This is a genomic window from Aquimonas sp. (assembly GCF_044377145.1).
Classification (GTDB): domain Bacteria; phylum Pseudomonadota; class Gammaproteobacteria; order Xanthomonadales; family Xanthomonadaceae; genus Aquimonas.
This window is the reverse complement of record NZ_JBILJQ010000055.1, coordinates 1-23,075: the sequence shown is the minus strand read 5'-3', so window position 1 is coordinate 23,075 and position 23,075 is coordinate 1. Positions and strand designations below refer to the sequence as shown.

General features: G+C 68.7%; 18 protein-coding genes. 9 read left to right on the top strand and 9 right to left on the bottom strand.

Annotated elements, in window-relative coordinates:
- Positions 1 to 13: 13 nt before the first annotated feature.
- Both ACIQ7H_RS15690 and ACIQ7H_RS15685 read left to right on the top strand, forming a co-directional pair.
- Positions 14 to 850, top strand: a complete 837-nt coding sequence (locus ACIQ7H_RS15690; protein WP_395793157.1) for a helix-turn-helix domain-containing protein — start codon at positions 14 to 16, stop codon at positions 848 to 850.
- Between the two features lie 193 nt (positions 851 to 1,043).
- Positions 1,044 to 1,478, top strand: coding sequence for a VOC family protein (locus tag ACIQ7H_RS15685; RefSeq protein ID WP_395793155.1), 435 nt, complete (start codon positions 1,044 to 1,046; stop codon positions 1,476 to 1,478).
- Here the strand turns inward: ACIQ7H_RS15685 and ACIQ7H_RS15680 are convergent.
- Complete coding sequence (locus tag ACIQ7H_RS15680; protein ID WP_395793153.1) at positions 1,457 to 2,632, bottom strand: diguanylate cyclase; 1,176 nt, start codon at positions 2,630 to 2,632, stop codon at positions 1,457 to 1,459. The genes ACIQ7H_RS15685 and ACIQ7H_RS15680 overlap by 22 nt on opposite strands.
- A 191-nt stretch (positions 2,633 to 2,823) precedes the next feature.
- Between ACIQ7H_RS15680 and ACIQ7H_RS15675 the strand changes: the two genes are divergently transcribed.
- From ACIQ7H_RS15675 to ACIQ7H_RS15655, 5 genes are all read left to right on the top strand, one after another.
- Complete coding sequence (locus ACIQ7H_RS15675; RefSeq protein WP_395793150.1) at positions 2,824 to 5,928, top strand: two-component regulator propeller domain-containing protein; 3,105 nt, start codon at positions 2,824 to 2,826, stop codon at positions 5,926 to 5,928.
- A gap of 3 nt (positions 5,929 to 5,931) precedes the next feature.
- Positions 5,932 to 6,141, top strand: a complete 210-nt coding sequence (locus ACIQ7H_RS15670) for a sensor histidine kinase (RefSeq protein ID WP_395793148.1) — start codon at positions 5,932 to 5,934, stop codon at positions 6,139 to 6,141.
- A complete protein-coding gene (locus ACIQ7H_RS15665) occupies positions 6,138 to 6,923 on the top strand; it encodes an ATP-binding protein (RefSeq protein ID WP_395793146.1) in 786 nt (261 codons plus the stop codon). Before ACIQ7H_RS15670 ends, ACIQ7H_RS15665 begins: the two co-directional genes overlap by 4 nt.
- Positions 6,924 to 7,088: 165 nt before the next feature.
- Entirely contained in the window at positions 7,089 to 7,640 is a 552-nt protein-coding gene (locus ACIQ7H_RS15660) for an ECF-type sigma factor (RefSeq protein ID WP_395793144.1), read from the top strand.
- Entirely contained in the window at positions 7,637 to 10,459 is a 2,823-nt protein-coding gene (locus ACIQ7H_RS15655) for a tetratricopeptide repeat protein (protein WP_395793142.1), read from the top strand. The genes ACIQ7H_RS15660 and ACIQ7H_RS15655 overlap by 4 nt, the downstream gene beginning before the upstream one ends.
- A gap of 6 nt (positions 10,460 to 10,465) precedes the next feature.
- On the opposite strand, the gene ACIQ7H_RS15650 is transcribed toward ACIQ7H_RS15655, so the two are convergent.
- Positions 10,466 to 10,957, bottom strand: coding sequence for a CARDB domain-containing protein (locus tag ACIQ7H_RS15650; RefSeq protein ID WP_395793140.1), 492 nt, complete (start codon positions 10,955 to 10,957; stop codon positions 10,466 to 10,468).
- Between the two features lie 868 nt (positions 10,958 to 11,825).
- Here ACIQ7H_RS15650 and ACIQ7H_RS15645 point away from each other — a divergent pair.
- Complete coding sequence (locus tag ACIQ7H_RS15645) at positions 11,826 to 12,878, top strand: hypothetical protein (protein ID WP_395793138.1); 1,053 nt, start codon at positions 11,826 to 11,828, stop codon at positions 12,876 to 12,878.
- A 98-nt stretch (positions 12,879 to 12,976) separates the two neighbouring features.
- On the opposite strand, the gene ACIQ7H_RS15640 is transcribed toward ACIQ7H_RS15645, so the two are convergent.
- The 7 genes from ACIQ7H_RS15640 to ACIQ7H_RS15610 form a co-directional block, all read right to left on the bottom strand.
- On the bottom strand, positions 12,977 to 13,300 hold the full coding sequence (locus ACIQ7H_RS15640; RefSeq protein ID WP_395793136.1) for a Na+/H+ antiporter subunit G: 324 nt from the start codon (positions 13,298 to 13,300) through the stop codon (positions 12,977 to 12,979).
- Positions 13,297 to 13,566, bottom strand: a complete 270-nt coding sequence (locus ACIQ7H_RS15635) for a K+/H+ antiporter subunit F (RefSeq protein WP_395793134.1) — start codon at positions 13,564 to 13,566, stop codon at positions 13,297 to 13,299. Before ACIQ7H_RS15635 ends, ACIQ7H_RS15640 begins: the two co-directional genes overlap by 4 nt.
- Entirely contained in the window at positions 13,563 to 14,048 is a 486-nt protein-coding gene (locus tag ACIQ7H_RS15630) for a Na+/H+ antiporter subunit E (RefSeq protein WP_395793132.1), read from the bottom strand. The genes ACIQ7H_RS15635 and ACIQ7H_RS15630 overlap by 4 nt, the downstream gene beginning before the upstream one ends.
- Positions 14,045 to 15,598 carry a monovalent cation/H+ antiporter subunit D gene (locus tag ACIQ7H_RS15625; RefSeq protein WP_395793130.1) on the bottom strand — a complete coding sequence of 518 codons (1,554 nt, stop codon included), beginning with the start codon at positions 15,596 to 15,598 and terminating at the stop codon, positions 14,045 to 14,047. Before ACIQ7H_RS15625 ends, ACIQ7H_RS15630 begins: the two co-directional genes overlap by 4 nt.
- Entirely contained in the window at positions 15,595 to 15,954 is a 360-nt protein-coding gene (locus ACIQ7H_RS15620; protein WP_395793175.1) for a Na+/H+ antiporter subunit C, read from the bottom strand. The genes ACIQ7H_RS15625 and ACIQ7H_RS15620 overlap by 4 nt, the downstream gene beginning before the upstream one ends.
- Entirely contained in the window at positions 15,954 to 18,767 is a 2,814-nt protein-coding gene (locus tag ACIQ7H_RS15615) for a monovalent cation/H+ antiporter subunit A (protein WP_395793173.1), read from the bottom strand. Before ACIQ7H_RS15615 ends, ACIQ7H_RS15620 begins: the two co-directional genes overlap by 1 nt.
- A 281-nt stretch (positions 18,768 to 19,048) precedes the next feature.
- Positions 19,049 to 20,422 (bottom strand): SLC13 family permease, encoded by a 1,374-nt coding sequence (locus tag ACIQ7H_RS15610; RefSeq protein ID WP_395793128.1) that lies wholly within the window; start codon positions 20,420 to 20,422, stop codon positions 19,049 to 19,051.
- 219 nt (positions 20,423 to 20,641) lie between these two features.
- Between ACIQ7H_RS15610 and ACIQ7H_RS15605 the strand changes: the two genes are divergently transcribed.
- Positions 20,642 to 22,759 (top strand): protein kinase, encoded by a 2,118-nt coding sequence (locus ACIQ7H_RS15605; RefSeq protein WP_395793126.1) that lies wholly within the window; start codon positions 20,642 to 20,644, stop codon positions 22,757 to 22,759.
- The last annotated feature ends 316 nt before the right edge of the window (positions 22,760 to 23,075 follow it).

Genomic DNA, 23,075 nt, shown 5'->3' with positions numbered 1-23,075 from the left:
GCCGATGCTCCGGATGACGCAGCAAGCCCTCTCTCTGACACGAGCACCCGCCGCCTCACAGCTGCGCGCCTGGGTCGAGCGGCTCTGGCTGCATGCGGGGGTTCGGCCTGCCGCCGCGGGCCGCGAGCTGTGTCTGCCCTCAGCCCGCCAGCGCATCGTGTCGCGTCTCGATGGCGCGCCGATGCGGCGCTTTTTCAGTGCGGACGATCGCGACGGCATCGAACAGCCGCGCCTGCAGTGGTGCGGACTGCGTCTGGAGCCGGTGCTACGCAGCCCGGCGGATGCCGGCCTGAGTCTCGGCATCGAGCTGCGTCCCGGTGCCAGTCTGGCCTTTCTCGGCGTGCCGGCGGATCGCCTCGCCGGCCAGTACCTGGGGCTGGATGCCCTGATACCGGCGGCCTTGCGCCGCGATTTCTGCGCGTTGCGGCGAATGCCCGCCGGCGCGGAGATGCTGGATCGGGTCAAAGAGCTGCTGCTCGCCTGGCTGCGCCGCGCGTGCCCGCCTGCGCTCACGATCTGCGATACCGATACGTGCCTGACCGCGCTGGCCGCAGGCACACCGGTGCTGCAGCTGGCGGCGCAGTCGGGGCTCAGTCACCGCGCCTGGCTGGCGCAGTTCCGCGCTGCCGTGGGCTGCACGCCGCGCGCCTGGCTGGGCCTGGCGCGCTTCTCGCACGCCCTGCAGCTGCTGGCCCAGGTGGATCCACCCGCGCTGTCCGAGGTCGCGGCCACGGCGGGCTTCTTCGATCAGGCGCATCTCTGCCGCAGCTTCGCCGCGCATGCCGGTATCGCGCCCGGAGCCTATCGGCGCAGCCCGCCGCGCTGGGCCGAGCATCTGCTGCTGAGGTGAGAGCCGCCCTGCGCTGCACGTGAGTTGCGGCCAGCGCGGGTCGCCTGGGCTGCGGCGTTCGACCGGTTCACCTGCTCGGCTTCGCGGAGCCGCGAATGCACAGCAGAGCTCTCGCGCCGGTCAACTCCGTACAAGACAGAGCCGTGCTCGCAGTTCCACACTGGGCGCCTTACGAATCGCAGGACCCCACCGCATGAGCATCGAACTGTTCGCCTACCTGTGTGTTGCCGATACCGCCCAAGCTCTCCACTTCTACGCAACGGCTTTCGGTGCGGTGGAGAGATTCCGGCTGGTCGAGCCGTCGGGCCGGATCGGCCACGCCGAAATGAGCCTGGGCACACAGACGCTGATGCTGTGCGATCCGTTTCCGGAGGCCGACATCACGCCCCCGCCGCAGCCGGGCCGCGCCGGGGTCACCCTGCATCTGCATGTCGAGGATGCCGATGCGGTGGTTGCGCAGGCGTTGGCCGCGGGTGCGCAGCTGCAGCGGGCGGTCAGCGATTCGTTCTACGGCGAGCGCGGCGGCGCGGTGATCGATCCGTTCGGCCACCGCTGGCTGATCGGCCACAGCATCGAGGAGGTCAGCCCGGCCGAAATGCAGCGGCGCTACACCGCGCTGTTCGACTGAACTGCAGCCGGCGCCGACGGCGTGCGCAGCTCGATGCACCCCGCGGCCAGCAGCGCCTCGGCGTTCGCGCCGGTCTGCGATGGCGCTGTGATCGTGGTGGCGAACAGGCCGATCACCCGGTTGCGGCCGGCGCGCTTGGCGAGGTAGAGCGCGTGGTCGGCGATATCGATCACCTGCGGCCAATCGAGCCAGTCAGGCCGCTGCGCGTCGAGCGGCTTGCAGGCTAAGCCGATCGAGCAGCTGCAGTGGGTGACCCGGCCGTCGCCCAAATCGAAATCATGTTCGGCGATGGCCAGGCGCAGGGCGTCCGCGCGCTGCAGCAGCTGCGCTTCGTCCTCGATATCGACGCAGAGCAGAAACTCCTCGCCGCCCCAGCGCGCGGCGATCTCGTGCGCCCTGACGTGGAGCCGCAGCATCCGGGCGAACTCGGTCAGCAGGGCGTCGCCTGCGGCGTGGCCGAAGCGGTCGTTGACCTGCTTGAACAGATCGATATCGACCATCAACACCGCCTGCCGCGCTGCGGCCGCGCCATCACTGCGCGGCGCGGTCAGCCGGCGATGCACGAAGCGGCGGTTGCCGAGCCCGGTCAGCAGGTCGGTCTGGCTGGCCCATTCGACTTCGGCGTGGGCCTCGCGCAGGGCGGCGTTGGCGGCCTCAAGCTCAGCCGTGCGCTCGCTGACCTTGGTCTCAAGCTCCTGCACATGCAGAGCGATCCGGCGCCGCATCTCGAAGGTTTCGACCGCTCGCTCGACGTTCAGCAGCAGCTCGTCGCGGTCATAGGGCTTGACGATGAACTTGTGGATGCCGGCGGCATTGATGGCGTCGACCACCGAGCCGACATCGATGAAGCCGGTGACGATGATGCGGATCGCGTCCGGCAGGCGTTCGCGCAGCTGCACGCACAGCTCGATGCCGGTCATCTGCGGCATGCGCTGGTCGCTGATCACCACACTCGGGGCCTGGCCCTCGCCGAGCCGCGCCAGCAGGTCCAGCGCCTGCGCGCCGTCGGCGGCTTCGAGCACGCGATCGTGCGGGCTCAGCAGCGCGCGCAGCACGCTCAGGTTGCCGGCTTCGTCGTCGACGATCAGCACGCTGTGAGCGGGCTCGGGCCGTGGCTCGGCCGCGGGAAGCCGCTCTTTCCGGAAGATGCTCATGCCTGCCCCCTGATGTCCCCGGCGCGATCATGCCTGCACAGGTGACGTGGCAGCCAGCGGTGCCGGCGCGGGTGGGCGGATCGCGGCGAGTGGATGCGCCGCGCAAGCCAGGCCGAATTCGCTGCGACCCCAAAGCCCGGCAGGCTGCTAGCATCAGCGCTCGCGAGCCCGTACGGACCCCGAGCCCTTCCTTGACTTCGCTAGCGCGCATCGGCTTGACCGCTCCCGCCCGCGCGCTCTCGCGCCTGCTGTGGCTGCTGGCCGTTCTGAGTGCGCCGGCGGTCGCCGCGCTGGATCCCAGCAACACCCGTTTCCGCGGCTTCGATCAGGAGCAGGGGCTGTCGCAGAGCACCGCGCTGGCGCTGGCGCAAGACCGTCACGGCATGGTCTGGATTGGCACCCAGGACGGCCTCAACCGCTTCGACGGCTACGACTTCAGGGTCTTTCGTCCCGACGCCAGCCGACCGGGCAGCCTGTCCAACAACTGGGTCGGTGCGCTGGCGGTCGATGCGGCCGGCGTGCTGTGGATCGGCACCCAGGCGGGCCTGAACCGCTTCGAGCCCGAAGCCGAGGCTTTCAGCGTGTTTCGCCACGATCCCGTGGACAGCACCAGCCTCGCCGGTGACAGCGTGCATGCGCTGCTGGTGGACCGCGCCGGCCGACTGTGGGTCGGCAGCGAGGGCGGTCTTTCGCGCTGGGACCCGATCCGCGCGGCCTTTGACAGCTTCGCCCTGCCGGTGACTGCTGACGCGGCCGATCCGGCGGCGGCGGTGGATGACCGTCGCGTGCGGGCGCTGGCCGAGGACTCAAGCGGCGCGCTGTGGGTCGGTGGCGTGCACGGGCTGTGGCGATTCGATCCGATCGAAGCTCGCTTCGATGCTGCGCCGGCCGGTGCGCCGAATGCGGGCTCGGCGATCCACGCCCTGGCGGTCGATGGCCGCGGCCGGCTGTGGGTGGGCAGCGATGGCCTCGGCCTGGCCATGCTTGACCCTTCGCTCGGGCGCTGGTCGGTGCCGACCGACGCCCTGAACACCGGCCAGGTCCGCAGCCTGCTGGTGCATTCCGATGGCGTGGTCTGGGCCGGCACCGAAACCAGCCTGGACCGGATCACGCCGACTGCTGACGGCGGCTTCGAATTCAGTCGCTTCGTCCATCAGCGCCACAACCCGAACGCACTCGCACGCGGGCGGGTGATGTCGCTGCTGGAGGATCGCGAGGGCACGCTGTGGATCGGCACCTGGGAGGGCGGGGTCAGCCGCTTGAACGCCTTCAACAACCGTTTCGTCAGCTACGGTCCGGATGTGCCGGCCACGGCCGCCCTGCGCAGCCCCGGCATCGCTGCGCTGGCCGAGCAGAACGGCCAGCTGTGGCTGGGCGGTGCCGATGCGCTGTATCGCTTCGATCCCGCCGCCGCCCAGCTGCAGCAGATGCCGGCGCCGCAGGATGAGTTCATCTACGCACTGGATCCACGCCCGGAAGGCCTGTGGCTGGCCACCCGCGACGGCCTGCGGATCGTCGATGCCGATGGCGCGATGCGGCTGGCACCGCTGCCCGATGAACTGGCGAAGGTACGCTCGCGACGGTTTCTGGTCGACGCCGACCGCGCCTGGGTCGCTGCCGATACGCTGGGCCTGTATGTGGTCGACCTGCCCAGTCGCGCGGTGCTGGCCTTCCACCCGCTGGCCAGCGTGGCCACCTTTGTCAGCGTGTTCGACGAGCACACCATGATCGTCGGCGCCCACGATGGCCTGCACTGGTTCAGTCGCGATGGCGGCCGACTGCTGCACCGGCACGGCGTAGCAACGCCGGCCGATGCCACCCAGCTGCCGGCCGGGCCGTCCGAACTGCTGCACGCGGCCGACGGCCGACGCTGGCTGGCGACCTACGGCGGCGGTCTGCTGGAGCTGCAGGCAACTGAGGGCGGCGGCCCGCAGGACGTGCGTTTCGAGCTTGTCAGCGGCGAGGCCGAACTCGGCTCGGCCAGCCTGAACGCGATGTTGGAAGACGCCGACGGCCGGCTGTGGATCAGCATCAATGGCCGCATCGCCCGCTTTGATCCGCGTGATCGCAGCGTGCGCCGGTTCGATTCCGCCGACGGCGTGCTGGGCCGCTATTGGATCGGTGCACGCGCGCGTCTGGCCTCGGGCCAGATGGCGTTTTCCGGGCCGGACGGACTGACGATGTTCGACCCGCGCGACGTGGGCAATGCACCGCCGACGCCGACGCCGATCCTGACCAGCCTGGAGCTGGACAATCGCCCGGCCGAGCTGGCCGCGGTGGTGGCGGGCTCACCGCTGCAGCGGCCGCTGCATCTGCTGGACCAGCTGCGGCTGGCGCCGGCGCGGTCGCGCAACCTGAGCATCCGCTTCAGCGCGCCGGAGTACATCGCGCCGGAGCAGCTGCGCTTCTCGTACCAGCTGGAGGGTTTCGATCAGGATTGGATCGAGACCGGCAGCCGGCGCCGCTTCGCCACCTACACCAACCTGCCGCACGGCGACTACCGGTTCCGGGTGCGCGTGCGCAATGCCGAGGGCGTGCTGAGCCCGAACGAGGCCCAGCTGGCGATCATCATCACCCCGTTCTGGTGGGAAACCTGGTGGGCCGCGCTCGCAGCCGTCGTTGTCTGCATCGGTCTGATCGCCGGCGGCTTTGTGCTGCGCATCCGCCAGCTCGGCCAGCGCCAGCGCGTGCTGAAGCAGCAAGTCGAGGCGCGCACCGCTGATCTGCAGCAGGCCCTGCACCAGCTCACCGTCAGCGAGCGGCTGGCGGCGGCTGGTCAGCTCACCGCCGGCATCGCGCATGAGATCAACAATCCGGCCAACTACGTGCAGGTGGCCAGCCAGAACCTGCAGCAGCGACTGCTCGCCTTCCACGCCTTCCTGCTGCAGCTGGGCGGCGACGATCTCGACGCTGAGGTCGCGGCGGCGATCTCCGACCGCGTCGGCGATATGCGCGAACAGCTCGACACCGTGCTCGAAGGCAGCCGCCGGATCGGCCACATCGTGCAAGAGCTGCGCGTGTTCTCGCGGCTCGACGAGGCCGAGCGCAAGCCGGTGCCGGTCGATGAATCGCTGCGCGCAGCGCTGATGCTGCTCGACTCGCGCCTGCGCAGCGGCATCGAACTGGTCGAGTCGATCCAGCCGCTGCCGACCCTGTACTGCCAGCCGGCGCGGCTGTCGCAGGCCTTCATGTGCCTGCTGCAGAACGCCGCCCAGGCGATCGAAACGCGCCGTCGCGAGGCCGGGCCCGACTATCGCGGCCGGCTGGAAGTCAGCGCGCGGATCGCCGCCGGCTAGGCCGTGATCGAGATCACCGACAACGGCTGCGGCATCGCGCCCGAGGTGCTTCCGCGCGTGTTCGAGCCTTTCTTCACCACCCGCAGCGTCGGCGAAGGCAGTGGCCTGGGCCTTTCGGTGGCCTGGGGCATCGCAGCCGAACACGGTGGCCGCATCGAGGTGGAATCGACGCCCGGTCAGGGCAGCCGCTTCCGGGTGAGCTTGCCGCTGTGAGCGACAACTCCGCAGCGCCATGGCCCCTGCCCACGGCGACCGCCGCGCGTCTGGCGCATGAACTGGCTAATCCGGCCGGCATAGCCGAACTGGCCGCGCAGCAACTGCACGCCCAGCTGGCCGATTTCCATGCCCTGCTGCAGCGCCTGGGCGGCGAGGATCTGGATCCGGAGATCGCCGCTGCGTTCAGCGCTCGCTTTGCGGCGCTGGCCGAGCAGCTCGACACCTTGCGCGCGGCCAATACGCGTCTGCTCGGCTTGGCGGCCGAGCTGCGCGCGCAGGCTCAGGGCAGGCAGGAGCCGCAGTCGAAGCTTGATCTGGCCGCGCGCCTGCGAGCGGCGCTGCAGCTCGCCGCGGCCGGCGCGCAGCCGCAGCCGGAGGTCTGCTGCGCAAGCAGCACGCCGGTCTACTGCAACGCGCCGGCCGCGGTGCTCGACCGCGTTCTGCTGAACCTCGCCCTGAATGCGGCGCAGGCGATCGCGCGTCGCCGCGCACGTGATCCCTCTGCCCCGCGCGGTCGTCTCGAAGGCCGCTGCGGCAGCACCGACGGCGACGCCTGGATCGAGATCGAGGACAACGGCAGCGGCATCAGCGAAGCCGATCGCGCCCGATTGTTCGAACCCGGCTTCACCCGCCGCGCCGACAGCGGCGGCAGCGGCCTTGGGCTGGCCTACTGTCGCGACGCCGCACGTGCGCTCGGCGGCGATGTCAGCCTGGTCGAGCGAGCTGACCCGGGACCTGGCGCCTGCTTCCGGCTGTGGCTGCCGCCGCCGGCGGACTGAACCCTGGGCGAGCGGGTGCTTGAGCCTCGGCACCTCTTTTCACCCTGCGGTTCGAGCGGTTGCTTGGCCCGCTATCGGACTGTTCGGCGACCGCCGCACAGAATCTCGACGCCGTCATCGGTCCGCTGCACACTCGCGTGCATTGCGCAGGGGAAGGAAATGCAGGTGGACGCCGAGATCACCGAGCTGCTGCGCCAGCACCATGCTGGCGACCGCGCCGCCTTCGATCGATTGCTGCCGCAGGTCTACGCCCAGCTGCGCCAGATCGCGCGTCGCCAGCTGCAGCGCTTCGGTGCCACCCCGACCCTGCAGGCGACCGAACTGGTGCAGGAAGCCTATCTGCAGCTGGTCGAAGAGTCCGGCGTGGCCTGGCAGGACCGCGGCCACTTCTTCGCGGTCTGCGCGCGCGCGATGCGGCGGATTCTGGTCGATGCCGCGCGTCGCCGCGGCGCGTTGAAGCGCGGCGGCGATCAGCAGTTCGAAGAACTGTTGCCCGACAGTGCAGCGGTCGAGGCCATCAGCGCCCACGTGCTGGCGTTGGATCGCGCGCTGGGCCAGCTGCAGCAGATCAATCCGCGGCTGGTCGCCCTGATCGAATGCCGCTACTTCGCCGGCATGAGCGAACCCGAAGCCGCGTTGGCCCTGAACGTGCCCCTGCGCACCCTGCAGCGCGACTGGCTGCGGGCGCGGGTGTGGCTGCAGCGGGCACTCGGATGAGCAACGGGCCGGACGCGTTGGCGGGCTTCGAGGACGCCGATCACGCGCGGCTCGATGCCAAGTTCGATGCCCTGCTGGCGCTGGACCCGCCGGCCCGCGCGGCGGCGCTGCAGGCCGTGCGTCGGCGCGACCCGCGCACGGCTGACGCGCTGGATGTGCTGCTGGCCGAGGCCGCAGCCTTGGGTTCCGACACCTTGGCGCTGCCGAGCTCGCCGCAGCTGTGGCGAGCGCTATTGGATGACATGGCCGAAGCCGAGCCGGATTCGACCTGCGGGTCTGCGGCCGGTGGACCCGCGGCACAGCAGGTTGGCCGTTGGCGCCTGCTGCGCGAGCTGGGCCGCGGCGGCATGGGCAGCGTCCATCTGGGCGAGCGCCGCAGCCACGGTTTCGTCCAGCGCGCCGCGGTCAAACGGCTGCATGCTGGCATCGACTCGCAGGAGTTCCTGCGCCGCTTCGAGCTTGAGCGACGCATTCTCGCGGAGCTTTCGCATCCCGGCATCGCGCGGCTGATCGACGGTGGCGAGGACGTCCAGGGCCGGCCTTACCTGGTCATGGACTACGTGGACGGGCAGGCGATCGACCGACACTGCGACGCGGCCCGACTCGGGGTCGAGGCGCGGGTGGCGCTGTTCCTGCAGGCGCTGGAAGCGCTGGCACACGCGCATCAGCAGGGCGTTCTGCACCGGGATATCAAGCCTTCCAACCTGATGGTGGACAGCGCAGGGCGGGTGCGTCTGCTCGACTTCGGCATCGCCAAGCCGCTGCAGGCAGCGGCTGCCAATGATCTGGCAACGGCGACCGGCCTGCGCCTGCTGACGCCGCAGTACGCAAGCCCTGAGCAGCTGCTGGGCCAGCCCATGGGTGTGGCTTCCGACCTGTATCAGCTCGGCCTGCTGCTGTACCAGCTGCTGTGCGGTTGCCCGGCCCAGCAGCCGGTGGATCCCAGCCCTGCCGCCCTGCAGCGCGCGGTCTGCGAGCAGCTGGCGCTGCCCCCCAGTCGACGCTTTCGGGAGGGCGAGGATGTACTGGCGCGGGCGCTGGCACGTGCGAGCAGCCCGCGCGCACTTGAGCGACGGCTGCGCGGTGATCTCGACCGGATCGTACTGATGTGCCTGCGCAAGGAGCCCTCGGCCCGCTACCCCGACGTGCCAACGCTGGCCGAAGACCTGCGGCGCTGGCAGCACGGGCTGCCGGTGCTGGCGCGCGCACCCGGCCTGCTCTACCGCGCACGCCGCTTCCTGGCCCGGCATCCGATCGAGTCAAGCGCGCTGCTTCTGCTGGTTCTGCTGCTGATCGGATACGGAGTTCAGCTGCGCGAGCAGGCCCGCGCGCTGGCGGCGGAGCGTGACGCGGCGGATGCCCAGGCGCTGCGCGCCGAGCGCGTCAAATCGATGTTGCTGCAGCTGTTCGCCCAGGCGGACCCCGAGCGCAGCGGGTTGGCCGATCTGAGTGTGCGTGAGGTGCTCGCGCAGGGGCTCGCGCCCCTGCAGGCCGAGCTGGAAGCGGACCCCGGACTCTCTTTCGACCTGCGCCTGACCGTGGCCGACGCGCAGCTCAGTCTCGGGCTGCCGGACGAGGCCTGGGCCGAGATCGAACGCGCCGGCGTGGCGGTGCCGGAGAACGCGCGCAGCCCGACGCAGCGGCTCCTGTGGTGGCTGCTGGCCGGGCGTGCGCAGTACGAACTGGGAGCCTATGCGAAGGCGCGCTCTTTGCTCGAACAGGCCGCCGCTGCGACCGGGGCCGACTCCTCACCCACGCTGCGTGCCTTGCATTGGGAGGCGCGCAAGGCTCTGGGATGGGTCGAACTGTCGGACGGGCGGATCGAGCATGCCGATGCGCAGTTCACTGCGCTGCTGACAGAGATCGAAGCGCAGTCCGCGCTGCCGTCTGAGGCGCAGCCCGACACCCGTCTGGCCCTGGCCGGGATACTCAACAGTCTGGGCGCGGCGCGCCGTGCCGGCGGTCAGCTCGATTCGGCCACGGAGCTGCTGCAGCGCTCCAACGCGCTTTACGCGGAGCTGCTGCCCGCCGGCCACCCGGAGCGTATCCACGTCATCAACAACCTGGCGGTGCTGTATCGCAGCCGCGGCGACGAGGCGGCCGCTGAAGCTCTGTACCGGGAGGTGCTCGAAGACAGTCGCCAAGGCCGCGGCAGGCTGCATCCCGGAACGGCAACGATAATGAACAATCTTGCCCGACTGCTGAAATCACAGGGCAACCTGGACGAAGCGCTGGCACTGCTGAAGCAGGCGCTGAAAATCCGCAGCGAGCGCTTGGGCGAAGCCCACCCTCTGGTGGCGATGACCCACAGCGACATCGGCTGGGTGCAGCACGACCGCGGTGAACTCGAAGCCGCGGAGCAGCACTACCGGATCGCCCTCGATCTGTACCCCGCAGACCACGCCTGGCGCGCCGCCACCGTGTTCAACCTCGGCCGCGTATTCGAGGCGCGCGGGCAGCTTGCGCAGGCCGAGCAGCACTACCGCGATGCGCTGCACGACCAGCAGCGCCAGTACGGACCCGACCATGAGCGAGTCGGTATCGACCATCTGCATCTCGGCATCGTGATGCGCAAGCAGGGTCGGCTGCAGGAGGCCGCGCTGGAGCTCGACTCCGCTGCACGCGTGTTCGCTGTATCCCTGCCGGACACCCACGACCGGTTCGCACAGCTTTGGCTCGCCCAGGCCGATCTGGCCGAAGCGGACGGACGCGCCGCTGAAGCGCGGGACTTGCTGCAGCGCGCGTTGAGCCAGCGCGAGCATCAGCTGGGGCCGGATGACGCCCGCAGCGTGGCGGTGCGCATGCGACTGCGACCCTGACCCGATTCAGCCGCAGGCCGGATCGAGCTGGATCTGCACGCGCCCACGGTTGTTGCCCTCGTTCGATTCATTGACGCTGTCGTCGCTGTCGAGCTCGACCTGGACCCAGCTGGTACCGCCGGACAGCTGCACGTTCAGCTCGAAGGTCCGGGTCTCACCGGGCTCCAGCGCCGGTTGCTGCAGCACGCCAAGCGTACGGCCAGGGTGGCCTGACGACCGCGACGGGCGCTGGCGCAGCACATGTCGCGTCGCCGCGCTGGTCTGCTGGCTGTCATTGATCACGCCGATCCGAAGCGAAAGCAGGCAGGTTCCGTTCACAACGGTCACCGAGGGAATGTGCAGCTCACCGTCCCACGCACCCGTCTCCCCACCGAGGCGCAGCAGTGGCAGCAGCGCCAGGTCAGGCTTTGCGAGCGACAGCTCCAGCGACTCGACGCGTTTGAGCTGGAGCTCGCCCTGACCGGGGCCGTCGTGGTCGGTGCAATTGGAGTAGGTCACGGTACCGCCCCCGGGGCGGGGGCAGTTCCTTGCCCCTGCAGCGGTCACCTCCGGCGTTGGCGCCGAGCTTGCCGTGCGCACGGCGGGCACGACCGGTGCAGCGCTCGGCACGGTCTGGGCGGGTGCCACGGCGCTTGCCGCCGTCAGGGCGACGCAGAGTGGGAGAGACAGAAAGCGGGCGATGATGCGCATGGTGAGGTCCTTGCAGTGGATTGGCTGGCCGCTTGGAACGCGAGCCCGGACCAGCGCCGGACTCGCGCCGTCTGATCAACGCCAGGATGAAGTTGATCAGACCTTTCTTAGTCGGATTCTCCCAGCCAAACCCGCCAGGCGGATAACTCGCTCGCTGGGGGGCGGGTTTCAAGTCTGCTCTGCGACCAAGGCCAGCGCTCGGACCAGCTGCGCAAGGGTCTGTGTGGCGATCGCGGTCTGATCGCAGTGATGTGCCTGCATAAGCCGCCGAAGCCGCGTTGAGTTCGCGGTCGAGGAGGCCTTGCAGCAGGCGCTGAGCCCATTCGAAGCGGCATCGCCGGCCGGGCGCGATCACATCGCTTCGACCTGGATCGCGATCGAGGAACTGCTTCGGGTCGAGCGTGATGCAGGTGCGCCGCGGGTGGTGTTCATCGCAGGCACGCAGCCGCAGCGGAGCGGCATCTGCCGACGCGATCCGCCTCGCAAGCAGCGCCCGAATCCTGCCACGGGTTCCCAACGTGCTCCAGAAAAAACGGCGATGGCTGTCGGGCCAAACACAAGACCAAAAAAAGTTGGCGGGGTTTTTCCGGCGTCTGCGACTACAGGCTCGGAGCAGGACGCAGCCGCCGGTTGCGTCCGGCTCCACCCCACTGTCTGCACACCAATGGAGCAGCCCATGAGTACCAATCAGAGTTTTGGCGTGCGTGCGCCGATCACCCCCGAACAGCAGGCCGAGTTCAATGCACCCGTCGCAGAAGCCTTCGGCTTGGATAGCCTGGAGCCGCGTGAGCGCGCCGAGGCCGAAGCGCTGAGCCAGCGCATCGCCGCGGTTCTGATCAAGAGTCTGCTGCATCGGCTGGACCCGGCCGCCAACCCGATCAGCGATCCCACCAGCCTGGAGGGGCGGCTGGCTGCCGCGACCTTGGCTGTACCGCCGGCAGCCATCGCGCGCATGGCGCCGGGCCTGCGTGCGCTGGCACGCAGCCCGCAGAAACTACGCCAGGCAATGGGTGGCGCCGATCTCAAGCTGCAGGATCTGCAGCCCGTCGGCCTCGATCAGCGCCTGGGTTTGAAGTTGAAGCCGGCCACCCTGCCGCGGCTCACCATCAAGCCGCGCCAGGCGGCGCCGGGGACCTTGCGCGGCACGCCGCGCAGTGCGAACACCTTCACCCGTTGCCATCTGTTGCTGCGCGCCATCCACTGCGTACGTGAAACCCAGCCGGCCGGCACCGACGAGATCATCTTCGGCGGTCTGCGTATCGGTTCAAGCGGCAATGTCGCGGTGATCAGGTCATTCGACGCCGGCGACTTCCGTACCGGGACCTATGCGAGCTACGGTGAACTGTTTCTGGGTCAGTACAGTCTGCAAACCACGGCCGGCTTCCCGAAGCATCTGTACGCGATCTTCAAGCTGGTCGAATCCGACAGCAATGACGCTGAGGTCGCCCGCCAGCTCACCGACACCCTGAGCTTTCTGGCCAGCACCATCATCGGCGCGATACTCGGGCCGGCCACCGGCGTTGCCGTCGGTGCTGTGCTCGGATCCATCGGCAATCTGATCGCCAACATCATCGATGAAGACGAGCTGCGGCCCTATGGCATCCGCCTGACCCTGAACAACCAGAACCAGTTTGGCAGCGACGGCGTCGGCCCCAGAGTGCACACCGGCGATATCACCGGTCACGGTGGGCGCTACCGCATCGGCTATCGCTGGGTGCTGGGGGCTTGATCAGGGTCTGAACGAACTGGCACGGGCGATGATGGCCTTGATGCCAGAAACTACCCGCCGCCGCATTCGCGGCAGGCGGGTTGTTTCTGCATGAGCTTTCAGTCCTGCGGCGGCTGCGGGCGGTCGACCCGGCCGGCCAGGTAGGCGCGCATCATCATCAGCGCCGACACCGGTGCGGTGATGAACAGGAACAGGGTGATCAGCAGCTCGCGCAGGCTGAAGCCCTCGCTCCAGAACAAATGGAACAGCATCGAGCCGATCAGGATGCCGCCCACACCCAGGGTGCTGGCCTTGGTCGGCCCGTGCAGGCGCTTTTCGAAGCTGCCGAGCTTGAACAGGCCATAGCTGCCGACCAGGGCGAAAGCACCGCCGGCCAGCAGAACCGCGGCGACCAGGTATTCGAGTGCGGCGTCGATGTTCATTCGATGATGTCCCTGCGCATCACATAGCGCGACAGCGCCAGCGTGCCGACGAAGCCGAGCATGGCGATGACCAGTGCGGCCTCGAAGTAGATGTCGGAGCGCAGCTGCATGCCGAGCAGCATCAGCAGCGCGATGGTGTTGATGTAGAGGGTGTCGATGGCGAGGATGCGGTCGACCACGGCGGGGCCGCGCAGCAGACGGTAGCCCGCCAGCACCAGCGCCAGAATCAACATGCCCATGACGATGCCGATCACGGTGTCGATCATTTGAAGATCTCCTTCAGCGGGGCCTCGTAGCGCTGCTTGATCTGGGCGATGGTGGCGGCCTCGTCCTCCAGATTGAAGCAGTGCACCAGCAGGTAGCGGTTGTCGGCGCTGACTTCGGCCGAGAGCGTGCCGGGGGTCATGGTGATGATGCCGGCCAGGGTGGTGATGGCGTGCACATTGCTCACCTCCAGCGGCACCCAGATGAAGCCGGGATGGATCGCCACCTCCGGCCCCAGGATGCGGCGGGCGACCTCGATGTTCGAGATCACGATGTCCCACAGCACTACCAGGAACAACTTCATCGCCACCAGCGGCCGCCGCAGACCGGCATTGCCGGTGCGCAGGCGCTGACCAGACAGCGGCAGCAGGATCGCCAGCAGCAGGGCCAGCAGCAGATGTCCGGGCTCGATGCTGCCGACCAGCAGCAGCCACACGGCGAACACGCACAGGCTCAACACGGGTGCGGGAATCAGGCGCTTCATGGCGTGGCCTCCGCCGGGGGCTGGGCGAGTGGTGTCGGCGAACGCAGGCGCGGGCTGGCGCGCTCGACTGCAGCGCGGTAATCAACCGTGGAGTGCACCTGCTGCGCGGTCTCGCGGCCGTAGCGCAGCACCGGGTCAGCGAACAGGCTGATGCCGATGCCCAGTGCCACCAGCACTGCCACCGCGCCGACTTCAACCGATGACGCTCGCGTGCCGCCCGCGTCCTCGGCAGAGCCGCCCTTCCAGAACAGCTGGCTGCCGGCACGCGCGAGGGCGATCAGGGTGAGCAGGCTGCAAATCAGAATCAGCGGCCACAGCCAGGCCGCCTGCGCATTGCTCATCGAGGCCAGCAGGGTGAACTTGCCGATGAAGCCCGACAGCGGCGGCAGGCCGGCGAGGCTGACCGCGATCAGCAGGAACAGCGCACCGAACAGTCCGCGCTGCGGCGTGGGTGTTGCCACCCGCAGGCTGTCGCCGGCTTCGCCACGTCTGCGCCGGATCAGATCCGCCAGCAGGAACAGCGCGGCCGCGGCGAAGGTGCTGTGGACGAGGTAGTACAAACCGGGCCCGGTCGTCGCTGGCTGATCGAGGCCGAGCACGATGAACAGCGTTGCTGCAGAAGCCACCACCAGATAGGCGGCAAGGCCGCGCAGGCTGCTTGCGGCCAGTGCGCCGAGCGTGGCCAGCACCAGGGCGATCGCCCCGGCCGGCAGCAGCCAGTCGGCGGCCCAGCCGCTCAGATCACCTGCGTCGGCGCCGAACAGCAGGGTGTAGACGCGCAGGATCGCGTAGATGCCCAGTTTCGTCATGATGGCGAACAAGGCTGCCACCGGTGCCGGCGCCCGTGCATAGGTTTGCGGCAACCACAGATACATCGGCAGCAGCGCCGCCTTGGCGCCGAACACCACCAGCAGGATGCCGCCGGCCGCGGCGATCAGGGCCAGATTCTCGGCCGGCGCGCGCGCAATCGCCGCGCCCATCTCGTGCATGTTGAGCACGCCGAGCAGGCCGTAGAGCAAGCCCAGGGCGACCAGAAACAGGGTCGACGCGGTGACGTTGAACACCACGTACTGGAAGCCCACCCGCATCCGCGGGCCGCGGCCGCCGGACAGCAGCAGGCCATAGCTCGCGATCAGCAGCACCTCGAAGAACACGAACAGGTTGAACAGGTCGGCGGTGAGGAAGGCGCCGTTCAAGCCGGCCAGCTGGAACTGGAACAGGGCGTGGAAATGCGGGGCGCGCTGATCCCAGCCCGATCCGGCGTAGAACAGAGCAGCGGCGCCGAGCACCGCGGTGGTGGTGACCATCAGCGCCGACAGCCGATCCACCGCCAGGCTGATGCCGAGCTGGGCCGGCCAGTCGCCGAGTAGATAGATCGAGACCTCACCGCCGGCGGCGCCCTGCAGTTGGGTAAACGCGATGCCCAGCTGCAGCAGCATCGCCACCGCCGCCAGCGCGCGCTGGGCGGTGATGCCGGCGCGCTCGGTCAGCAGCAGCAGGGCGCCGGCCAGCAGGGGCAGCACGATCGGCAGCACCGGCAGGTGGTTCATGCGCCACCTCCGTCACGCGCCTGGCCGTGGCCATCGACATGATCGCTACCGTTGTCGCTGCGATTGCGGATCGCCACCACCGCCATCACCGCGGTCATCGCGAAGCTGATCACGATGGCGGTCAGCACCAACGCCTGCGGCAGCGGATCGGTGTGGTTGGCCAGGGTCGGCGCCAGGCCCTCGCGCAGGATCGGCGGCGCACCGACCTTCAGCCGGCCCATCGAGAAGATCAGCAGGTTGACCGCGTACGAGAACAGGGTCAGCCCCAGCAGCACGTCGAAGGTGCGCGCGCGCAGCAGCAGGTAGATGGCGGCGGCGGTCAGCACGCCGACGGCCGAGGCCAGTGCGAATTCCATCATGCGTTTTCTCCATCAGCGCGCAGCGCATTCGGGTGGACCGGCCGCTCGGCGCGGGGGCGCCGCGCGCGGCCGAGGCTGGCCAGCATCAGCAGGGCACCGCCAGCGACCGCGAGCAGCACACCGGTATCGAACGCCATGGCGGAAGACAGCGCGAACTTGCCCACCACCGGCAGTTCGACATAGCCGTAGGCGCTGGTCAGGAACGGGTAGCCGTAGAACCACGCGCCGACGCCGGTGGCGGTGGCAATCAGCACGCCCCAACCGATGGTGAGCGGATAGTCGAAACCAATCCGGCGCTCGACGTAGTCGCTGCCGGACAGGATGTACTGCAGGATCAACGGCGCCACCAGCACCAGCCCGGCGATGAAACCGCCTCCGGGCGCATTGTGTCCGCGGAGGAACAGAAACACCGCTGCGGCCAGCGCCAACGGCAGCAGCAGGCGCGCCAGCGTGGTCGGGATCGACAGACGTTCGGGCACACCGGCCTGAATCGTGTCCGGAGTCATCCAGGCGCGCCGCAGCAGGGCGTGCACCACCAGCCCGGCAATGCCGAACACAGTCAGCTCGCCGAGCGTATCGAAGCCGCGGATATCCACGAGGATCACGTTGACCGCATTGGCGCCGCCGCCCTCGGGCACCGAGCGCGCCAGGATTTCGCCAGCGACAGTGTCGAGTGGGCGGGTGATGATCGCGTAGACCAGGGCGGCAACGCCGGCACCGCAGGCGCCAGCGATGCCGAGGTCGCGCCACCGACGCAGGCTGCTGCGTTCGCGCTCGCCCTCCTCGGGCAGATAGTTCAGCGCCAGCAGCAGCAGGATGACGCTGACGGTCTCGACCAGCAGCTGGGTCAGGGCGAGATCGGGTGCAGACAGCATCACGAAGGACAGCGAGACCAGCAGGCCGGCGCCACCCATCACGATCAAGGCGGCCAGCCGCTGGCGATGCAGCAGCGGCACCGCGATCGTAGTGGCGATCAGCAATGCCCACAGCACCCAGCCAACCCAGGGCAGTGGTTGGCCCGAGCCCAGTTCGCCCCAGCCACCACCGCTGACAAAAGGCGCGGCGGCCAGCACCAGCGCCGACAGCAGCATCAGCAGCAGGTAGCGCTGCAGGCTGCCGTTCTCGAGTTTCGCCGTGAGCCGGCGCGAGATCCCTACCAGGGCCTCGATGTTGGCGTGGAACGCGCTGAAGCCGAACGAGCGGCGCACATCGCGGTGCAGATCGATGAAGCGGCGCAGGCCGAAGTACAGGCCGATGCCGCCGGCCAGGGCGATGAAGCTCATCAGCAGCGGCAGGTTGAAACCGTGCCAGATCGCCAGGGTGTAGTCCGGCACATTGCCGTGGGTGGCGCCGCGCACGGCGGTCTCCAATGCCGGGCCGATCAGCCAGGCCGGAGCGACGCCGACCGCGAGACACAGCAGCACCAGCAGCTCGACCGGCACGCGCATGAAGTGCGGCGGCTCGTGGGGGGTCTTGTTCATCACCTCGGTACTGCCGGTGAAGAAGCAGTCGTGCACGAAGCGGATGCTGTAGGCGACGCTGAAGATGCCGGCCAGCAAAGCGGCCCCGCTCAGCAGCCAGCCCATCACGCCATGGCCCTCGATCTCAAGCGTTTCGGTGAAGAACATTTCCTTCGACAAAAAGCCGTTGAGGAAGGGCACGCCGGCCATCGACAGCGCCGCCACGATCGCCAGCGTGCTGGTGATCGGCATGGTCTTCAGCAGGCCGTGCAGCTTGCGGATATCGCGGGTGCCGGTTTCGTGGCCGATGATCCCGGCGGCCATGAACAGCGAGGCCTTGAACACCGCATGGTTCATGATGTGGAACACACCGGCCACCACCGCCAGCTGGGTTGGCAGACCGAACAGCAGGGTGATCAGGCCGAGGTGGGACACCGTCGAATAGGCCAGCAAGCCCTTCAGATCGTGCTGGAAAATGGCCAGGTAGGCGCCGGTCAACAGAGTCGCCGCACCGAAGCCCGACACGGTGTAGAACCACAGATCGGTGCCGGCCAGTGCCGGGTGCATGCGCGCCAGCAGGAACACGCCGGCTTTCACCATCGTCGCCGAATGCAGATAGGCCGAGACCGGCGTCGGTGCCGCCATCGCATGCGGGAGCCAGAAGTGGAACGGGAACTGCGCCGACTTGGTGACCACGCCGCCCAGCACCAGCAGGGTGGCGACCGGATACAGCGCATGCGCGCGGATCGCATCGCCGGCGTCCAGCACCGCATCCAGCTCGAAGCTGCCGACGATATGGCCAATCACCAGCACGCCGGCCAGCAGGGCAAGTCCGCCAGCGCCGGTAATCGCCAGCGCCATCCGCGCACCCTGGCGGGCGTCCTGACGGTGGCTCCAGAAGCCGATCAGCAGGAAGGAGCTGATCGAAGTCAGTTCCCAGAAGGTCGCCAGCAGCAGCAGATTGCCGGCGATCACCATGCCCAGCATCGCCCCCATGAACAGCATCAGGTAGGCCATGAAGCGGGCGGCGCTGTCCTTGGGGCTGAGGTAGTAGTGCGCGTAGAGAACAATCAGCACGCCGATGCCCAGCACCAGGCCGGCGAACATCCAGGCAAGGCCGTCGATCCGCAGTGACAGGTTCAGCCCGGCCTCGGCGATCCACGGCGTGTAGCTGCGAATCACTTCGCCATCCATCACCTGCGGCGTCAGCAGGCCGAGAATGACCAGGCCGGTCAGCGGCGCGAGTGCAGCGATCGCCGCACTCACGGCGCGCGGCGCCCGATGGGCCAGCGCGATCAGCAGGGCGCACACGAAAGGCGCAGCGAGCAGAATCTCGAGCATGGTTTGAATCCGTTGAAGGGAAGCGTGCGCAGCGGGTGCCAGCGGCCATGAAGCGGTGGATCAAGGCCGGTGTGAGCCTTGCGCAGCGGCCGTAGTCTAGCCGAAGCGCGCGCAAGCCCCGCGCGTTTTTCCAAGCGATTCCGCCACTTGGCGCACAGCGCATCGCATGTAACAGGAGTGCATCGCGACGCGACTTCTGGCGGGGCCATAGCGCCCCGCAGGAGGGTTTCCAACTCCGCACTCGCCAGGGATTGTTGAATCCCCCAGCTCGTATCGCAAATCCCAGACCCTCATCCGAACCACCACCCGCACACCACGGTGATCACCACCGCGCCGATCACATTCAGCGCGATGCCATGACGGAGCATGGCTGCCGCGGGCACCTGGCCGGTGCCGAACACGATCGCGTTCGGCGCAGTGCCAACCGGCAGCATGAAGCTGCAGCTCGCGGACAACACCGCCGGCGCCATCAGCACTGCAGGGTCCAAACCCATGCCGACTGCGGCGGCGGCCAGAATCGGCATCGCCAGCACCGCGGTAGCGGTATTGCTGTTGATCTCCGAGAGCAGGCTGATGCTGATCGCTACCAGCGCGATCGTCAGCAGCAGCGGTAGACCGAGCATTCCCTGCAGCAGGCCTGCTGCGGCGTCGGACAGGCCCGAACTCTGGAACGCGCTGGCGATGGCGATGCCGCCGCCGAACAGGATCATCACGCCCCAGGGAATGCGCTCGGCGCTCTGCCAGTCGAGCAGCTTGCCGCCACGGCCGTCGCCGGTCAGCGCCATCGCCACGACGCCGAGCAGGGCCACGCTGGCATCGCTGGCGCCCGGAAGGCTCAGGGCCTCGCGCCAGCCGCCGAAGGGTTCGGTGCGGGTGACCCAGGCCAGCGCGACGATCCCGAACACCAGCAGCACGCGCTTCTCCGCGATGCTCCAGGCCGGCAGCGGAGGCAGCACCGCCGGCGGGCTGTCGCGCAGACCGCGCGCCAGCCACAGTGCAGCGAGCGGCAACATCAGGGCCACGGTCGGTAGGCCGAACGCCATCCAGTCGGAGAAGCCGAGCTCGCGCCCGGTGGTCTGCTGGTAGACCTGCATGAACACCAGATTCGGCGGCGAGCCGATCGGTGTTCCCAGGCCGCCGATGCTGGCGCCGTAGCAGATCGCCAGCAGCAGCGGCACCGCCAGGCGCCGGTCCGGATAGGTCTGCAGAATCGCCAGCGCGACCGGCACCAGCATCAACGTGGTCGCGGTGTTGGACAACCACATACTGGTCAGGCCGGCCGCCGCCGCAAAGCCGAACACCAGGGCAGTCCCACCGCCGCCGCCGAACGCGCGGACCATGCCCAGCGCCAGTCGCCGATGTGCGTTCGATTGCTCCAGCGCCTTCGACAGCATGGCGCCGCCAACCAGCAGCAGGATCAGTTCACTGCCATACGCTTCGGCCACCTGCTTGCCGGTCAGCACGCCGGTCAGCGGGAACACCGCCAGCGGCAGCAGCGCGGTGATCGCATGCGGCGCGGCCTCCAGCGTCCACCACACCGCGCACCAGGCAGTCACCGCCAGCGCGATCGCGGCAGCGCCGGACAACCCGGCGCGGTCGGCGATGCCCCACCCCAGCGCCGCAGCCAGCGGCCCCGCCAGTATTCGCAACGTGCTGCCTGTCATCCGCCCCACCCGTGCCCGCCGCCAAGGGCTCGCACTGTAACCGCGCGCGTTGGGCGACGAGTGGGCTGGTGGTTCGGCTGAACAGTCCACAACAGAGCTGTCGCGTTGACGCCCCGCACTTCGTAGTTCCCTCTCACAAGGCCCGCATTCTGCGGCGCCGGTGATCAAAGGCGCGGTGCTACGATGCCAGTTCCCACCCCGTCGCCCCAGGAGGCGACCATGAAAACCCACCTCGGCCACTACGAAATCGTCGCGGAGCTGGGCCGCGGCGGCATGGGTGTTGTCTACAAGGGTTTCGAGCCGGCGCTGAATCGATTCGTCGCGATCAAGGAGCTCTCGCCTTCGCTGGCGCACGATCCCGATCTGGTCGAGCGCTTCCTGCGCGAAGCGCGCTCGATGGCGTCGCTGAATGACCCGCACATCATCCAGATCTACTTCATCGGCCAGGAGAACGGCCAGCCGTTCTTCGTGATGGAGTTCGTCGAGGGCGAATCGCTGTCGGGCCTGCTGAAGCGCGAAGGCCAGCTGCAGCCCGAGGTGGCGCTGAAGATCCTGCACCAGACCGCGCAGGGCTTGGCCAGCGCGCACGACCGCGGCGTGATCCACCGCGACATCAAGCCCGGCAATCTGATGCTGGGCACCCGTGGCCAGGTCAAGATCGCCGATTTCGGCATCGCGCTCGCCACCACCGACATCAGCAAGAAGCTGACCAGCACCGGCGAGTTCGTCGGCACACCGGGCTACCTGTCGCCCGAGGTCTGCCTCGGCAAGCCGGTCGACCAGCGCTCTGACATTTTCTCGCTCGGCATCGTGCTGTTCGAAATGCTCAGCGGCAAGACGCCCTTCACCGACGAGAGCCCGCTCGGCCTGATGCTGGAAGTGGTCAAGGCCGAGATTCCGGACGTGCGCACGCTCAACGAAGGCGTGGATGTGCAGGCGGCAGCCATCCTCACCAAGATGCTGACCAAGGATCCGGCCGACCGCTTCCAGAACTGCCACGACCTTGCCGCGGCCCTGCAAGCGCATCCGCTGGTGGCGCAGACCGGCTCGCTGAAGCTGCCAACGGCGCGCCCGGCGAGCCAGGACGCCACGCTTGTTGGCGCGCCGACCCCGGCCTCACAGCCACGGCGCGCACCGACCCCGCCGCCCGTCGTCAGCGCCAGCGGCGTAGGCGCGGCACCCAGCCCTGCGGCGATGCCGCCGCCGGTGCCGGTGCCGGCGCCGGCAGCGCAGGCGCCGGCAGCCAATCTTGAAGATCGCACCCGTGCCCGCGCTGCGGCGCGGCCCTCGGTGCTGGAAGGCCGCAAGAGCGGCAGCGGTGGCAAGCTGGCGCTGGGCATCGCCGCCGGCCTGCTGCTGGTACTCGCCGGCAGCGTGTTCGCCTTCCGCGCACCGCTGATGAACCTCGCGTCCGGCTTCTACGACGGCTTTGTTGGCAACAGCTACACCGACGGCGTCGCCGCCGGCCGCGCCAGCAACCCGGTCGGCACCAGCACCGCGGCTCCGCTGACAGCGAGCTCAGGCAATGAAGCGCCGATGGCCAATGCAGCACCGAGCGTGGGCAACGCTGGCAGCGGCAACGCGACCGATCCGTCCACGCCCAACAGCATGGACGCGGCGGCTCTGGTCGCCTCGGACCAGGCCAAGCCCGGCGCCGGCAACGCCGTCGCGCTGAGCCCCGATGTCGAGAATGCGAGCCCGGTCAACAGCACGGCAGCAGGTCCCACCAACGCGAATTCGACCACCGCCGCCACCGCGGTGGAATCGGTGCCGGCGGGCGCGAACCCGGCCACCAGCACGGTCGGCAGCTCGCAGGTTGCCGGCGCCAACAGCAGCCCGAGCTTGACCAAGGTCGGCAGTGTGGCCAGCACCACCCCGCCGCGTCCGGTCAGCCCACCGCCACCGCCGCGGATCGCGGTGGTCGCCCTGGGCGACTCGGCGATCACCGATCCGGCTCGCCAGCGCATCGAGGAACAGCTGATCCGGCTCGGTTTCGATGTGGTCGACAGCGACCTGCTCGGCATCGACAGCGGCGCCGCCCTGCCGCAGGTGCTGCGCAGCATCCGCCGCCAGGCCACGGCCGTGGTGGTGGTGCGCGCCGAGCCGATCGGCTCGCAGCAGCTGAACTACTACGGCCAGAGCTCGACCCTGTACAGCGTCAACCTGGGCGTGCGCGTGTTCACCGTCGGCGACCAGCGACCGCTCGGCGCCGGCTGGCGCGAGAAGGTCGACTTCACCACCCTCAATGCCGAGATCAAGGCGCTGGAATCGATCGAACCTCGGCTGGATGGCCTGGTCGACACGCTGGACGAGTTCCGGCCGCGGCGGCGTTCGTAAGCCACATCGCGCCCGGCCCTACAACTGCGATTCGATGCAGGCCAGCACAGCCCCCGTACCGTCACCGGTGCGGGGGTTTTCGTTTGTCGACAGCAAATGTCGAAATGCGCGCCGCTGCTGCGACCATGAACGCCCCGACCCGCGGGCTACCCCCTGGAGCGATCCGATGAACTACATCCTGCTGATCTACGGTAAGCGTCCGCCCAAGCCACCTACCGCTTCGCCACTCGCCGTGCTGAGCCTCAGTTGCAGATCGGCGCCCAGCCCTCGATCGGCAGCAAGCTGTCGATGTCGCGGTTGCGCGTGGTCGGCAGTC

Excerpts from the sequence above, each read along its gene's own strand:
- ACIQ7H_RS15690 (WP_395793157.1), top strand. The coding sequence starts at position 14 with ATGACGCAGCAAGCCCTCTCTCTGACACGAGCACCCGCCGCCTCACAG.
- ACIQ7H_RS15685 (WP_395793155.1), top strand. The coding sequence starts at position 1,044 with ATGAGCATCGAACTGTTCGCCTACCTGTGTGTTGCCGATACCGCCCAA.
- ACIQ7H_RS15680 (WP_395793153.1), bottom strand. The coding sequence starts at position 2,632 with ATGAGCATCTTCCGGAAAGAGCGGCTTCCCGCGGCCGAGCCACGGCCC.
- ACIQ7H_RS15655 (WP_395793142.1), top strand. The coding sequence starts at position 7,637 with ATGAGCAACGGGCCGGACGCGTTGGCGGGCTTCGAGGACGCCGATCAC.
- ACIQ7H_RS15645 (WP_395793138.1), top strand. The coding sequence starts at position 11,826 with ATGAGTACCAATCAGAGTTTTGGCGTGCGTGCGCCGATCACCCCCGAA.
- ACIQ7H_RS15640 (WP_395793136.1), bottom strand. The coding sequence starts at position 13,300 with ATGAACATCGACGCCGCACTCGAATACCTGGTCGCCGCGGTTCTGCTG.
- ACIQ7H_RS15635 (WP_395793134.1), bottom strand. The coding sequence starts at position 13,566 with ATGATCGACACCGTGATCGGCATCGTCATGGGCATGTTGATTCTGGCG.
- ACIQ7H_RS15630 (WP_395793132.1), bottom strand. The coding sequence starts at position 14,048 with ATGAAGCGCCTGATTCCCGCACCCGTGTTGAGCCTGTGCGTGTTCGCC.
- ACIQ7H_RS15625 (WP_395793130.1), bottom strand. The coding sequence starts at position 15,598 with ATGAACCACCTGCCGGTGCTGCCGATCGTGCTGCCCCTGCTGGCCGGC.
- ACIQ7H_RS15620 (WP_395793175.1), bottom strand. The coding sequence starts at position 15,954 with ATGGAATTCGCACTGGCCTCGGCCGTCGGCGTGCTGACCGCCGCCGCC.
- ACIQ7H_RS15610 (WP_395793128.1), bottom strand. The coding sequence starts at position 20,422 with ATGACAGGCAGCACGTTGCGAATACTGGCGGGGCCGCTGGCTGCGGCG.
- ACIQ7H_RS15605 (WP_395793126.1), top strand. The coding sequence starts at position 20,642 with ATGAAAACCCACCTCGGCCACTACGAAATCGTCGCGGAGCTGGGCCGC.